General features: G+C 73.0%; 11 protein-coding genes. 3 read left to right on the forward strand and 8 right to left on the reverse strand.

Features of this window, described 5'->3' with window-relative positions:
- Positions 1-990 (forward strand): DUF3418 domain-containing protein (locus SJ20_RS05600; protein ID WP_044659225.1); only part of this gene is annotated, 990 nt, incomplete at its 5' end.
- 24 nt (positions 991-1,014) lie between these two features.
- Here SJ20_RS05600 and SJ20_RS05605 read toward each other — a convergent pair.
- Both SJ20_RS05605 and SJ20_RS05610 read right to left on the reverse strand, forming a co-directional pair.
- A complete protein-coding gene (locus SJ20_RS05605; protein ID WP_044659226.1) occupies positions 1,015-1,443 on the reverse strand; it encodes an HIT family protein in 429 nt (142 codons plus the stop codon).
- Between the two features lie 44 nt (positions 1,444-1,487).
- On the reverse strand, positions 1,488-2,615 hold the full coding sequence (locus tag SJ20_RS05610; protein WP_044659227.1) for a sulfurtransferase: 1,128 nt from the start codon (positions 2,613-2,615) through the stop codon (positions 1,488-1,490).
- Between the two features lie 111 nt (positions 2,616-2,726).
- Here SJ20_RS05610 and SJ20_RS05615 point away from each other — a divergent pair, with 111 nt between their 5' ends.
- Complete coding sequence (locus SJ20_RS05615) at positions 2,727-3,173, forward strand: Fur family transcriptional regulator (RefSeq protein ID WP_036337773.1); 447 nt, start codon at positions 2,727-2,729, stop codon at positions 3,171-3,173.
- Positions 3,174-3,192: 19 nt separating this feature from the next.
- On the opposite strand, the gene SJ20_RS05620 is transcribed toward SJ20_RS05615, so the two are convergent.
- From SJ20_RS05620 to SJ20_RS05645, 6 genes are all read right to left on the reverse strand, one after another.
- On the reverse strand, positions 3,193-4,011 hold the full coding sequence (locus SJ20_RS05620) for a metal ABC transporter ATP-binding protein (RefSeq protein ID WP_044659228.1): 819 nt from the start codon (positions 4,009-4,011) through the stop codon (positions 3,193-3,195).
- On the reverse strand, positions 4,008-4,907 hold the full coding sequence (locus tag SJ20_RS05625) for a metal ABC transporter permease (RefSeq protein ID WP_044659229.1): 900 nt from the start codon (positions 4,905-4,907) through the stop codon (positions 4,008-4,010). The genes SJ20_RS05620 and SJ20_RS05625 overlap by 4 nt, the downstream gene beginning before the upstream one ends.
- 2 nt (positions 4,908-4,909) lie before the next feature.
- Positions 4,910-5,917, reverse strand: a complete 1,008-nt coding sequence (locus SJ20_RS05630) for a metal ABC transporter substrate-binding protein (RefSeq protein ID WP_044659230.1) — start codon at positions 5,915-5,917, stop codon at positions 4,910-4,912.
- A gap of 75 nt (positions 5,918-5,992) precedes the next feature.
- Positions 5,993-7,051 carry a hemolysin family protein gene (locus tag SJ20_RS05635; RefSeq protein WP_041104317.1) on the reverse strand — a complete coding sequence of 353 codons (1,059 nt, stop codon included), beginning with the start codon at positions 7,049-7,051 and terminating at the stop codon, positions 5,993-5,995.
- Positions 7,048-8,364 (reverse strand): hemolysin family protein, encoded by a 1,317-nt coding sequence (locus tag SJ20_RS05640; RefSeq protein WP_041104315.1) that lies wholly within the window; start codon positions 8,362-8,364, stop codon positions 7,048-7,050. The genes SJ20_RS05635 and SJ20_RS05640 overlap by 4 nt, the downstream gene beginning before the upstream one ends.
- Before the next feature lie 184 nt (positions 8,365-8,548).
- Positions 8,549-10,030 carry a GuaB1 family IMP dehydrogenase-related protein gene (locus tag SJ20_RS05645; protein WP_044659231.1) on the reverse strand — a complete coding sequence of 494 codons (1,482 nt, stop codon included), beginning with the start codon at positions 10,028-10,030 and terminating at the stop codon, positions 8,549-8,551.
- Positions 10,031-10,230: 200 nt separating this feature from the next.
- Between SJ20_RS05645 and SJ20_RS05650 the strand changes: the two genes are divergently transcribed.
- Positions 10,231-13,962: a multifunctional oxoglutarate decarboxylase/oxoglutarate dehydrogenase thiamine pyrophosphate-binding subunit/dihydrolipoyllysine-residue succinyltransferase subunit gene (locus SJ20_RS05650; protein ID WP_044659232.1), complete on the forward strand. Its 3,732-nt coding sequence runs from the start codon at positions 10,231-10,233 to the stop codon at positions 13,960-13,962.
- Positions 13,963-13,994 lie beyond the last annotated feature (32 nt).

Genomic DNA, 13,994 nt, shown 5'->3' on the forward strand with positions numbered 1-13,994 from the left:
GGCCGGGCCCAGGCCGACGGGCGGGCCGGGGCCGAGGGACGCCGTCGCCCGGAGGGCCCCGGGCGGTCCGGCGCGACGCCGGCCTTCGAGGAGCGGCACGGGCTGACCTCATGGAGCATCGGCACGGTGCCGAAGACCGTCTCCACCGCGGCCGGGGCGCGCGGCCCCGCCATCACGGGCTACCCGAGCCTGGTGCCCGAGACCACGCCCGACGGCGGCCCCGCGGCCGGCCTGACCGTGGCCCGGTCCGCGGAGGACCAGGCGGCCTGGCACCGGGCCGGGGTGATCCGGCTGCTGCTGGCCACCCTGCCCAGCCCCCAGCGCTACGTGCTGGACCACCTGGACAACAGGGAGAAGCTCACCTTCACCCAGAATCCGCACGGCTCGGTGGACTCCCTCGTCGCGGACTGCACGCAGGCCGCCGTCGACCGTCTCGTCGGGGACGAGCTGCCGTTCGACGAGGCCGCGTTCCGCGCCCTGTTCGACCGGGTGCGGGCCGACCTGATCGACACGGTCTTCGCCGTCACGTCCCTGGTGGAGCAGGTGCTCTCCCGGGCCGCGCAGGTGCGACGCCGGCTCAAGGGCTCGGTCTCGCTCGCCCTCGCGCCGGCGCTGTCGGACGTGAAGGCACACCTCGAGCAGCTCGTGTTCCCCGGCTTCGTGGCCACCACGGGCTGGGAGCGGCTGCAGCACCTGCCGCGCTACCTGCAGGGCATGCTGACGCGCCTGGACCGGTTGGACGCCGGCGGCCACCTGCAGCGCGACGGGCAGCACATGGCGGTGGTGCAGGGGCTCGAGGACGAGTTCGACGCCGCCGTCGCGGCCCACCGCGCCCGGTTCGCGGGCACGCCCGTGCCCGCGGAGCTGGAGCGGGTGCGCTGGCTCATCGAGGAGCTGCGCGTCTCGTTCTTCGCCCAGGAGCTGGGCACGGCGGTCTCGGTCTCCGAGAAGCGGGTGCGTCAGGCGCTCGCCCGGGCCACGCGCGCCTGAGTCGGGCCCGGGCGGCGCGGGCCGTCAGTCCTGCGGGACGACCTCGCCGTGGCCCAGGTCCCGCAGGGCCGCGCGGAGGCGGGCGGCGGCGTCGTCCAGGTCCGCCGGATCGGGGGCGTTGTCCACGCGGGCCAGGTCGAAGTCGGCGAGCGAGGTGGAGGGCCACACATGCACGTGCAGGTGCGGGATCTCATAGCCGGCGATCATGAGCCCGGCCCGGCGGGCGGAGAACGCCGCCACCTGCGCCTTGCCGATCTGCTGGGCGACCGTCGTCAGGTGCGTGACCAGCGCCGGGTCGACCTCCACCCATTCGTCCACCTCCTCACGGGGCACCACGAGCGTGTGCCCCGGCTGGAGCGGCGCGGCGGACAGGAACGCGACGCACGTCGGGTCCTGCCACACGAAGCGGGCGGGCAGCTCGCCGGCGATGATCCTGCTGAAGACGGTGGCCATGGGGGGTCCTCCTGGGGGTCGGCGGGGCGGGGCCCCGGGGCTCGTCAGTCCCGGCCGGACGCGCCGTAGGGCTCGGGGCCGACCGCGACGGCGTTGGACGGGTCCTGGACCCATGCTGACCACGAACCCGGGTAGAGCGCCACTCCGGGTCGCCCCGCGACGGCCAGGGTGAGCACGGCGTGCGCCGCGGTGATGCCCGAGCCGCAGTACACGGCCACGGGAGTGGCGTCGTCCACGCCGACGGCGTCGAACCGCTCCGCCAGCTCTGCGGCGGGCCGCAGGCGGCCGTCCTCGGCGATGCTCTCCGCCGTGGGCACGTTCCGCGCCCCGGGGATGTGCCCGGCCACGGGGTCGAAGGGCTCGACCTCCCCGCGGTAGCGTTCGGCCGCCCGCGCGTCGAGGAGCAGACCGCCGGAGGCCATCGCCTCGGCGCCGGCCGTGTCCACGACGGGCATGCGGCCCCACGACGGCCGGGCGGTGCCGGGCACCGGGATGACCTCACCGGGCTGCAGGGGCAGGCCCGCGGCGCGCCACGCCTCGAGGCCGCCGTCCAGGAGCACGGAGTCCCGCAGCCCCGCGTGGCGCAGCAGCCACCAGGCGCGCGCGGCGGACAGGCCGTGGTCGTCGTCGTAGACCACGATGGTGTCCCCCTCGTCGATCCCCCACATCCGCACGGTCTCCGCGAACTGGCGCGCGTCCGGCAGGGGGTGGCGCCCCGCCGCCGGACCGGCGTGGCCGGCGAGCTGGCTGGGCAGGGAGACGTAGACGGCGCCGGGCAGATGGCCCTGGAGATAGGCGGCGTGGTCCGGCCCGCCCCCCGTGGCCCGGAACCGGACGTCGAGCAGGATCACCCGGTTCGGGCGGCATCGGCCCGGCTGGGCGTAGGCCGGGCCCCCGGGCACCGGCGGCAGGTCCTCGACGGGGGCCAGGCCGAGCCAGCCGGCCAGCACGTCCACCGTCACCAGGGTGGGCGGCTCGGCGGCCTCAGGGTCGACGCCGTCGATGTCCGCGTCCGGGTCGCCGCCGGCGTCATGGGACGAGGACGGGGCCGCCGTGGGCGCCGGGACCACGCGGCCCTGCCCCTCGTCGACGACGATCAGCGGGTCGGGTCGATCGGGGGCGGCGCCGTCGCGGTCCGGGACAGGGGATGGGTCCGGGCTCTCGCTGTGCACCCGGACACCCTACTCCACGCCCCATTCGGCGCCGCTGATAACCTGGAGGATGGCCCGCGCGGACCTGTTCCGGACCGCGCGGAGGAGGCGGCAGCCGCCGCAGAAGGAGTCGTGAGCACCGTGAGCGCCCCCCAGCCCAGCCCCCGGGCCGCCCGTCCCCGGGCGACCCGGCAGAAGGCCGCCGTCGACCGAGCCCTGGACCGCATCCCGGACTTCGTGAGCGCGCAGGAGCTCCATGCCCGCCTCCAGGACCAGGGCGAACGCGTCTCGCTGGCCACCGTGTACCGGACCCTGCAGCAGCAGCTCGACGACGGCCTCGTGGACATGCTCCGCCGCGACGACGGCGAGACCGTGTACCGCCGGTGCGAGGACGAGGGCCACCATCACCACCTGGTGTGCCGGATCTGCTGGACCACCGTCGAGGTCACCGCCCCCCACGTCGAGGCGTGGGCCACCGCCGTCGCCGCGGAGCACGGCTTCACGGACGCGGACCACACGGTGGAGATCACCGGCGTCTGTGCCCGCTGCCGGGCCGAGGGGCGCACCCGCGCGGCCTGACCCCGGGGCCGGGCCCCGGTCAGTGGCGGATGCCGCCCGCGGGGTCGTCCAGGAAGTCCGCCGGGTCCTCGACTGCCTTGGAGGGCCCGTGCAGGGCGCCCCGGCCGTAGGCGATGTCCAGGTTCTCGACCGTGAGCACGTTCCGCGGCGGGCCGGAGGCCACGACACGCCCGCCCATCAGGACCACATGGTCCGCCTCCGCAGCCTCGTCGAGATCGTGGGTCGTGTAGACCACGGACACCCCGCGCGTCGGCTCCTCGTGGAGGAGGTCGTCGATCGTGCGGGCGGAGACGATGTCGAGGCCCGTCATCGGCTCGTCGAGCAGCAGCACGTCGTGGTCCTGGGCGAGGCCCTGGGCCACGTAGGCGCGCTGGCGCTGGCCGCCGGAGAGCTGGTCGAGGTGCCGCCGCGCCAGGTCCGCGACCTGCATGCGCTCCATGGCGGCCCGCACGATGTCCCGGTCCTGCTTCCGGAACGGGCGGAACCACCCGAGCGTGGGGTACCGGCCCATCCCGACGACGTCGCGCACCGTCACCGGCACTCCCTGGGGCACGCCGATGGACTGCATCACGAAGGAGGTGCGCTGCGAGCGCCGCCGCGGGTTCTCGCCGAGCACCTCCAGCGCACCGGAGGCCGGGTCGCTCAGGCCCGCCAGGGCGGTCAGCAGCGTGGACTTGCCGGAGCCGTTGGGCCCGATCACCGCGATCAGCCGCCGGGCCGGCAGGGTGAAGTCGGAGGGCCGGACGGCCACGTGCGAGCCGTGGCGCAGTTCGAGCGCCCGGGCGACCGCGAGGGGAGGCGTGGCCGCCGCGGCGCCCGCGGGGAAGGACGCGTTCATCGGGCGACCTCCGCTCCGGGCAGGGCCACGACCGGCGTCTCCTGCTCACGCTGCGCGCGCGAGCGCACGTGCCGGCCCAGGAGCGCCAGCACGGCGGCGCGGACGGCGAGCACGACGAAGAACAGCAGGATCGGCATGAGCGCCATGGTGGCCGAACCCGCCGTGCCCAGCCGGTAGCTGAGGGTGAGCCCGGTGACGACGCACGCCGCGCCGATCACGACGGAGACGAGCATCATCTGGGGGACGCTGCGCGTCAGCAGCGCCGCCGTCGCGGGCGGTCCCACGAGGAGGCCGAACACGAGCACCGTGCCCACCGCCTGGAACGAACCGATCACGGCCGCGCCGATCATCACCAGCAGCAGCGTGTGCGTCAGCCCCGGTCGCATGCCCAGCGAGCGCGCCTTGACCTCGGAGAAGCTCAGTGCCAGCAGGGGCCGGTAGAGCAGCAGGGCCAGGGCGATCACCACGACGGCGATGACCGCCTGGGTCACGATGCCGTCCACGCTGACCCCCAGCACATCGCCGAACAGGATCGACGTGAGCGATCCCGTGTAGGAGTCCGACTTGGAGATGATCACCACGCCCAGGGCCATCATCCCCACGAAGAGCAGGCCGATGGCGGTGTCCTCCTTGAGGGTGGTGGCCCGGTGCACCAGCGAGATGCCCGCCATCATGACGACGGCGGCCACCGCCGCACCGAGGTGGGGGCTGCCACCGGTGACGACCGCCAGGGCGATGCCCGGCAGGACACCGTGCACGAACGCGTCCCCGAAGAAGCTCATCCCGCGCAGCACCAGCCACGTGCCCACGACCGAGCACATCACCACGGCGATGAGTCCGCCGACGAGGGCGCGCTGCTGGAATCCCATCTGGAAGGACTCGAGCAGCCAGTCCATCCTCAGCCCTCCAGCGCGTCGGCGAGGGTGCGGGCGTTGAGGAGCATGGCCTCGGCGTAGTCCGCCTCCGGGGTGTCCTTCGGGCCGACGCCGCCCTCGTAGACCTCGATGACCGGCAGGTCGCCGGCCTCCTCGGCCACGGTGTCCACGAGGCTGTTGCGCGCGCCCACGGACGTGATCACGGCGTCTGCGCCGCCGTCGCGGATGGACCGGGCGAGCTCGGCGATCTCCTGGGAGGAGGGCTCGCCGTCGGTGGAGCCGCCCGGGACGACGACGCCGGACACGGTGAAGTCGTAGGCCTCGCTGAAGTAGCCGTAGGCGTCGTGGTCCGTGACCAGCATGCGGCGGTCCTCCGGGACCCCGGCGAGGATCTCCCGGACCTGCGTGTCCGTCTGCTCGAGCTCCCCGCGCACGGTCGCGCCGCACTCGGCGAACCTCTCGTCACCCCGCTCCTGGGCGAGCGTGTCGCCCATCAGCTCGGCGGCCCTCGCCATGCGGGCGACGTCCATCCAGACGTGCGGGTCCTCGGACCCGTGGTCATGGCCCTCGTGGCCCGCCCCCTCCTCGGCGTGGTCATGGCCGCCGAAGGGCAGCGGATCCAGCTGGGGCGCCACCTCGACGACGGTCGCGCCGTCCGCCTCGGCGTTGGCGAGGGCGGACTCCATGCCGCCCTCGAGGCCGAGGCCGTTGGAGAACACGAGGCCGGAGGAGACCATGTCCTTCACCTGCGCGGACGAGGCGGAGAAGTCGTGCGGATCATCCCCCGGGCCCATCACCGTGACGCTGCGGGCGTCGGCGCACGCGACCACGCGGTCGAGCACGGAGCCGAGCTGCGTCGTCGTGGCGACGGCCACGGGCGCGCCCGCGGCCGAGCCGGACCCGGCGGCAGCAGAGGCGCCCGCGGCCTGCTCGCCCGCGGAGTCGCCGCTGGTCCCGCCGCACGCGGCGAGGCTCAGGGTGAGCGCGGTGAGGGCCCCGGTCAGGGCGGGCAGACGACGGCGGCGGAGCATGGGGCGACCTCGTTCGTGTCGGGAGGATGTGTGAAATCGGTTCTCAACAGTAGCACCGCGCCGCCCGCGCGACGCTCACGCGGGCCGGAACCGACGTGGCGACTGCGTCACGTCGTTGATCTCCCCGACGAGCTCCTCGAGCACGTCCTCGAGGAAGAGGATGCCCGCGGTCTCGCCCTCGGGCGTGATGACCCGGGCGAGGTGGGAGCCCGTGCGCTGCATGAGCGCGAGTGCGTCCTCGACCTCGTCCTCGAGCCGCACGTTGGCCAGCGAGCGCACGCGCGTGAGCGGGATCGGCTCGTCGTGTCCCGACGGGCCCACGGTGAGGACGTCCTTCAGGTGCAGGTAGCCGGTGTAGCCGCCGTCGGGGTCCTCGACCACGAACCGGGAGAAGCCCACGCGGCCCACGGTCCACTCGAAGTCGTGCGGCGTGATCCCCTCGGGGACGGTGACGACCCGCTCGAGCGGCACCATCACGTCCCCGGCCCGGTGGTCCGAGAACTCGAGGGCCGAGTGCAGCACGCCGGACTCGTCCTCCAGGGTGCCCGAGCGGGTGGACTCGGCCACGATCGACTGCACCTCCTCGAGCGTGTAGGAGGAGGCCACCTCGTCCTTCGGCTCGATGCGCAGGGCGTGCAGCACGAGGTTGGCCGTCCAGTTCAGCGCGGCCACGACGGGATGCAGCAGCTTCGAGAGCCACACGAGCGGCTGGGCCAGCAGCATCACGGCGCGGTCCGCGAACGAGACGGCGGCGTTCTTGGGCACCATCTCGCCCAGGGTCACGTGCAGGAAGGTGACCACCAGCAGCGCGAGCACGAAGGCGGTCACGTCCGCCGCCGCGGACGGGACCCCGAGGGCGGCCATCGGGACGACGAGCAGGTGGTGCAGCGCCGGCTCGGACACGTTGAGGATGAGCAGGGAGCACACCGTGATGCCGAGCTGGCAGACGGCCAGCATCTGGGAGACGTGCTCCATCGCGTAGAGCGCCACCTGGGCCTGGCGGGAGCCGGCCTCGGCCCGCGGCTCGATCTGCGCCCGGCGGGCGCCCATGACGGCGAACTCGCCCGCCACGAAGAAGGCGTTGGCGGCCAACAGGACCACCAGCCACAGCAGTCCGACGACGTCCCCGTTCATGCGCGCGTCTCCTCGTCCTCAGCGGCCGGGTCGAAGCGCACGCGCTCGATGCGGCGGCCGTCCATCCGCTCGACCGTCAGGGTGCCGCCGTCCACGTCCACCACGTCCCCGACCTCCGCCAGGCGCCCCAGTCGGGCCAGGATGTACCCGCCGACGGTCTCGTAGGCCCCGTCCTCCGGCACCACGAGGGCCGGGATCTGGGTCCGCACCTCGTCGGGCCGCAGCTCCGCCGGGAAGTACCAGCGGCCGGAGGCCGTCTGGAGGACCCCCGGGGTGACGCGGTCGTGCTCGTCCGCGACCTCGCCGACGATCTCCTCCACCACGTCCTCGAGCGTGACCACCCCTGCGGTGCCCCCGTACTCGTCCACGACGACGGCCATCTGCAGGTTCGCGTCGCGCAGCTCGGCCAGCAGCTGGTCCAGGTGCACGGTCTCCGGCACGCGGATGACCTCCGTCATCAGTGCACCGGCCTCGAGGTCGGCGCGGCGCTCCCGCGGCACGGCCACGACCTTCTTCACGTGCACCACGCCGCGGATGTCGTCCGAGGAGTCGCCGATCACGGGGAACCGCGAGTAGCCGGTGCTGCGGGCCAGGTCCAGGACCTCGGGCAGAGCCTGGTCCTCCCTCACCGTCTCCACGCGGATGCGCGGGGTCATCACGTCCGCGGCGGTGCGGTCCGCGAAGCGCAGCGTCCGGTCCAGGAACGTGGCGGTCTGCGCGTCGAGCGTGCCCAGCTGGGCCGAGCGGCGGACCAGCGAGGAGAGCTCCTCGGGGCTGCGGGCGCCGGAGATCTCCTCCTTGGCCTCGATGCCCACGCGGGCCAGCACGCCGTTGGAGAACCCGTTCAGGACCAGGATCGCCGGCTTGAACACGGTGCTGAACACGAGCTGGGGCCGGGCGAGTGCGCGGCCGATCGCCATGGGCTCGGCGATGGACATGTTCTTGGGGATCAGCTCGCCGAGGAGCATCGAGAGCAGGGTCGCCACGACCATCGCGACGACGAGCGAGACGGTGCCCACCACGCCGGCCGGCAGCCCCACCTGGAGCAGCAGCGGGTCGATGAGCCGGCTGATCGCCGGGTCCATCACGTAGCCGGTGAGCAGTGTGGTCAGAGTGATGCCCAGCTGGCACGCGGAGAGCTGGGTCGAGAGTGACTTGAGACAGCGCAGCAGGGGCTCGGCGCCGCGGTCACCCGCGTCCACCATGCGCTGCACGGTGGGCACGTCGATCGCGATCATGGCGAACTCGACGGCCACGAAGAACCCGGTGCCCACGATCAGGGCCAGGCCGAGGATCAGCAGGAGCCACTCCACCCGACCTCACCCCCTCGACGGCGGGCCGGGCGGCGGTGCGGGGCACCGGGACTGGAAGGCTCCGATCCGGCCGCGTCCGCGTGGGCGGACGAGCGGTCTGGCACACAGGTGTCAGGGTGATCCATAGTCCGCCCAGTATAGGGGCGTCAGGCCCCGGCGGAACGAGCAGGGGCATGCGGCCGCCTCACCACGACGAGGCGACCGGCCGGCCCTCCTCGTAGCCCGCCGCGGACTGCAGGCCGACGACGGCGCGCTCACGGAACTCCGCCAGGTCGTGGGCGCCGGCGTAGGTCAGCGACGAGCGCACACCGGACGTGATGGTGTCCAGCAGGTCCTCCACCGAGGGGCGGCGCGGGTCCACGTACATGCGCGAGGAGGAGATGCCCTCCTCGAACATCGCCTTGCGGGCCTTGGTGAAGGCGTCCTCGTGGCGGGTGCGGTGCTGGACCGCGCGGGCCGAGGCCATGCCGAAGCTCTCCTTGTACCGCCGACCGTCCGGACCGTGCACGAGGTCGCCCGGAGACTCGAGCGTCCCCGCGAACCACGAGCCGATCATCACCGAGCTGGCTCCGGCGGCCAGCGCGAGCGCCACGTCCCGCGGGTGCTTCACCCCGCCGTCCGCCCACACGCGTGCCCCGAGCTCGCGGGCCGCGGCGGCGCACTCCAGGACCGCCGAGAACTGGGGCCGGCCCACCGCGGTCTGCATGCGCGTGGTGCACATCGCGCCCGGTCCCACGCCCACCTTGACGATGTCCGCGCCGGCCGCGACCAGGTCCCGGACGCCGTCGCCGGAGACGACGTTGCCGGCCACCACGGGCACGCCGGGGTCGAGGGCCCGCACGGCGGCGAGCGCGTCCAGCATGGTCCGCTGATGACCGTGCGCGGTGTCCACGACGAGCACGTCGACGCCGGCCTCGACCAGGACGGCGGCCTTCTCCCCCACCGCCCCGTTGATGCCGACGGCGGCGCCGACGCGGAGCCGTCCGTCGTCGTCGAGACCGGGCGTGAACAAGGACGAGCGCAGCAGGCCCGCCGCGGTGACGACCCCGCGCAGCACGGGGGCGGCGGTGCCCACCGCCGGGTCCACGACGGGGGCCATCTCCTGGTGCGCGGCGTGCAGGCGCTCGAAGGCCGCCCGCAGCGCGTCCTTGCTCGGGGCCCCGTCCGTGCCGCCGAGCTCGGCGAGCGTGAGGGTCACCACCGGAGGGTGCATGACGGAGGCGGCCGAGGTGAAGCGGTCCACGTCCTCGCAGTCCTGGGGGCGGACCACGCCGAGCAGCCCGCCGTGCGCGTCCACCACGCAGACGGCCCCGTGGTTGCGGCGGTCCACGAGGTGGAGCAGGTCCAGCACCGTGTCCTGCGGGCCGACGGTCAGGGCGGTGTCCGCCACGGGGTGGGCCGCCTTCACCCGACGCACGACGTCCCGGATCACGTCCGCCGGGATGTCCTGCGGCAGGATCCCGAGACCGCCGCGCCGGGCCATGGTCTCGACCATCCGGCGCCCGGTGACGGCGGTCATGTTGGCGGAGACCAGGGGGATGGTGGCGCCCGTGCCGTCATCCGGGGCGATGTCCACGTCCATGCGACTGGCGACGTCCGAGTGTGAGGGCACGAGGAAGACGTCGTTGTACGTCAGGTCGACGGCCGGGTCGGTGAGGAAGCGCATGGCGTCAGTCTCCCAGACGAGGCGGACGCCGTGAGGCCCCCGCGCGTCCGCCGGGAGCGGAGTCGAGCCGAGGCCGCGGCATTCCGACCGGGGGCGTCGAAGAACTATGATGTCTCGAGGCGTTCCCGGCCCCACGCGCGCCGCGCGGGTGGCCCGGCGCAGCACATCGCATCCCAAGGCTCAGGAAGAGGCGTTACACAGTGCCAGAACTCACGTCGGACCGGCTCGCACAGGAGTTCCCGGGGAACGAACGGCTGGTGGCCGAGATCTACCGGAAGTACCGCGAGGACTCCGGTTCCGTGGACCGGCAGTGGGCACAGATCTTCGCCCGTCTCGAGGCCAGCGCCCCCGCCGCCGAGGCCGAGCCGAAGGCCGCCGCCAAGACCGAGCCGAAGACCGCCGCCAAGGCCGAGCCGAAGGCCACCGCCAAGGTGACCGAGCCGAAGGCGGCGACCGCCCCGGCCCGGGGTGCGCAGCCCAAGGAGACCTCGGTCAGCACCGGCCCCAAGCCCAAGAAGACCCCGGCGGCCCAGGCCGTGCCCTCCGAGCCCGCCGACACCGCCACCACCACCGCGGACGAGAAGCAGGAGAAGGCCACCGTCCTCAAGGGCATGGCCAAGGCCGTGGCCACGAACATGGACGCCTCCCTATCCGTGCCCACCGCCACCACCGTGCGCGACCTGCCGGCCAAGGTGCTGATCGACAACCGCGTGGTCATCAACAGCCACCTGGCCCGCACCCGCGGCGGCAAGGTCTCCTTCACCCACCTCATCGGCTACGCCGTGGTCCGCGCGCTCGCGGCCATGCCCTCGATGAACGTGACCTACGAGGAGCGCGACGGCAAGCCCACCATGGTGGAGCCGGCCCACGTGAACTTCGGCCTGGCCATCGACCTGCCCCGCCCGGACGGCACCCGCGCGCTCGTGGTCCCCAACGTCAAGGCCGCCGAGACCCTCGACTTCCGCGGCTTCTGGAAGGCGTACGACGACCTCGTCCAGCGCGCCCGCAAGAACAAGCTGACGATGGACGACTACGCCGGCACCACGGTCTCCCTGACCAACCCGGGCGGTATCGGCACCGTGCACTCGGTGCCCCGCCTGTCCCAGGGCCAGGCCGCCATCATCGGCGTCGGCGCGCTGACCTATCCGGCCGCCTTCCAGGGCGCCGCCGAGTCCACGCTGCACGACCTGGCGATCTCCAAGACGATCACGCTGACCTCCACGTACGACCACCGCGTGATCCAGGGCGCCGGCTCCGGCGAGTTCCTGAAGATCGTGCACGGCCTCCTGCTGGGCGAGGACGGCTTCTACGACGAGGTCTTCCACTCCCTGCGCATCCCCTACGAGCCCGTCCGCTGGGCCCAGGACGTGCAGGTGAACCCGGAGGAGCAGATCGGCAAGGTCGCCCGCATCCAGCAGCTCATCCACGCGTACCGGGACCGCGGCCACCTGCTGGCCAACGTGGACCCGCTCGAGTACTCGATGGCCTACCACCCGGACCTCGACATCCGCGAGCACGGGCTCACCCTGTGGGACCTGGACCGCGAGTGGCCCACCGGCGGCTTCGGCGGGGCGGGCAGCCTGACGCTGCGCAAGATCCTCGGCGTGCTGCGTGACGCGTACTGCCGCACCATCGGCGTCGAGTACATGCACATCCAGGACCCGGCCGAGCGCGCCTGGTTCCAGGAGAAGCTCGAGCAGCCGTACGCCAAGCCCACCCGCGAGGAGCAGCTGCGCATCCTGGGCCGCCTCAACGCCGCGGAGGCGTTCGAGACGTTCCTGCAGACCAAGTACATCGGCCAGAAGCGCTTCTCCCTGGAGGGCGGCGAGTCCCTCATCCCGCTGCTGGACGGCATCCTCGGCGACGCCGCCGACGCCGGGCTGGACGAGGTCGCCATCGGCATGGCGCACCGCGGTCGCCTGAACGTGCTGACCAACATCGCCGGCAAGACCTACAGCCAGGTCTTCCGCGAGTTCGAGGGGGCCACCCCGGGCGGCGCCTCGGGCTCGGGCGACGTGAAGTACCACATGGGCACCGAGGGCACCTTCGTGTCCGACGCCGGCAACAGCACCCGCGTGTACCTCGCCGCCAACCCCTCGCACCTGGAGGCCGTGAACCCGGTCCTCGAGGGCGTCGTGCGTGCCAAGCAGGACCGCCTCGATCTGGGCGGCCAGCGCCCGGACTCCTTCTCCGTTCTGCCGATCCTGGTGCACGGCGACGCGGCCTTCGCCGGCCAGGGCGTCGTGACCGAGGTCCTGCAGCTCTCGCAGCTGCCCGGCTACCGCACCGGCGGCACGATCCACGTGATCGTGAACAACCAGGTGGGCTTCACCACGCCGCCGACCCAGGCGCGCTCCGCGGTGTACTCCACCGACGTGGCCAAGACCATCCAGGCCCCGATCTTCCACGTCAACGGCGACGAGCCGGAGTCCGTGGTGCACGTGGCCCAGCTCGCCTTCGAGTACCGCCAGCGGTTCAACAAGGACGTCGTCATCGACCTCGTCTGCTACCGCCGCCGCGGCCACAACGAGGGCGACGACCCGTCGATGACGCAGCCGCGCATGTACAACCTCATCGAGCAGAAGCGCTCCACCCGCAAGCTGTACGTCGAGTCCCTCGTGGGCCGCGGCGACATCACGCAGGAGGAGGCGGACAGCGCCCTGAAGGACTACCAGCAGCAGCTGGAGCGGGTCTTCGCGGAGACCCACGAGGACGCGCCCGCCTCCGGCGGGGAGGGCCTCCGCCCGGCCGAGGACCGGGACGCGGCCCCGGAGGCGCCGGCGTCCACGGCCATCTCGGCCGAGACGCTGCGGGCCATCGGGCAGGCGCACATCGACGTGCCCGAGGGCTTCACGGTCCACCCCAAGCTCGCGGCCCTGCTCGAGCGCCGCGCCAAGATGGCCGTGGACGGCGGCATCGACTGGGGCTTCGCCGAGCTGGCGGCCTTCGGCTCGCTGCTCATGGAGGGCGTGCCGGTCCGCCTGGCGGGCCAGGACTCCCAGCGCGGCACCTTCACGCAGCGCCACTCGGTGTTCCACGACCGGATCACCGACGAGACGTGGGCGCCGCTGAAGCACCTCTCCGAGGACCAGGCGAAGTTCTGGGTCTACAACTCGCTGCTGTCCGAGTACGCCGCCCTCGGCTTCGAGTACGGCTACTCCGTGGAGCGCTCCGACGCCCTCGTGCTGTGGGAGGCCCAGTTCGGCGACTTCGTGAACGGCGCGCAGACGATCATCGACGAGTTCATCTCCTCGGCCGATCAGAAGTGGTCGCAGACCTCGTCCGTGGTCCTGCTCCTCCCCCACGGCTACGAGGGACAGGGGCCGGACCACTCCTCCGCCCGCATCGAGCGCTTCCTGCAGATGTGCGCCGAGGACAACATGCGCGTGGTCAACCCCTCCACGGGCGCGAACCACTTCCACCTGCTGCGCGAGCACGCCTACGCCCGCCCGCGTCGGCCCCTCATCGTGTTCACCCCGAAGCAGCTGCTGCGCCTCAAGGCCGCCGCGAACTCGGTGGAGGACTTCACCGAGGGCGGCTTCCAGCCGGTCATCCCGGACGCCGGGGTGGACGCCAAGGACGTCACGCGCGTGGTGCTGGTCTCCGGCCGGCTGTACTACGACCTGCTCGCCCGCCGCGAGAAGTCCGGTGACACGTCCACCGCGATCGTGCGGGTGGAGCAGCTCTACCCGCTGCCGCTCGACGAGATCCGCAAGGCGCTCCGCGCCTACCCGGTCGCCGACGTCACCTGGGTGCAGGACGAGCCCGCGAACCAGGGCCCGTGGCCGTTCATGGCACTGAACCTCGTGCCGCAGCTCGACGGCCCCGTGACCCTCGTGTCCCGCCCGGCCTCGGCCGCGACCTCCGCGGGCACCAAGGGCCGCCACGACCAGGAGCTCAGCACGCTGCTGGACGCCGCCTTCGGCCGCTGACCCGGACCGACCCTGCGCCGCCGCCGCACCCT

It is taken from the genome of Micrococcus sp. MS-ASIII-49 (assembly GCF_000946635.1).
Lineage (GTDB): Bacteria > Actinomycetota > Actinomycetes > Actinomycetales > Micrococcaceae > Micrococcus > Micrococcus luteus.

Bases quoted from the DNA above. Each gene is read 5' to 3' on its own strand.
- SJ20_RS05605 (WP_044659226.1), bottom strand. From the start codon at position 1,443: ATGGCCACCGTCTTCAGCAGGATCATCGCCGGCGAGCTGCCCGCCCGC.
- SJ20_RS05620 (WP_044659228.1), bottom strand. From the start codon at position 4,011: ATGAACGCGTCCTTCCCCGCGGGCGCCGCGGCGGCCACGCCTCCCCTC.
- SJ20_RS05625 (WP_044659229.1), bottom strand. From the start codon at position 4,907: ATGGACTGGCTGCTCGAGTCCTTCCAGATGGGATTCCAGCAGCGCGCC.
- SJ20_RS05630 (WP_044659230.1), bottom strand. From the start codon at position 5,917: ATGCTCCGCCGCCGTCGTCTGCCCGCCCTGACCGGGGCCCTCACCGCG.
- SJ20_RS05635 (WP_041104317.1), bottom strand. From the start codon at position 7,051: ATGAACGGGGACGTCGTCGGACTGCTGTGGCTGGTGGTCCTGTTGGCC.
- SJ20_RS05645 (WP_044659231.1), bottom strand. From the start codon at position 10,030: ATGCGCTTCCTCACCGACCCGGCCGTCGACCTGACGTACAACGACGTC.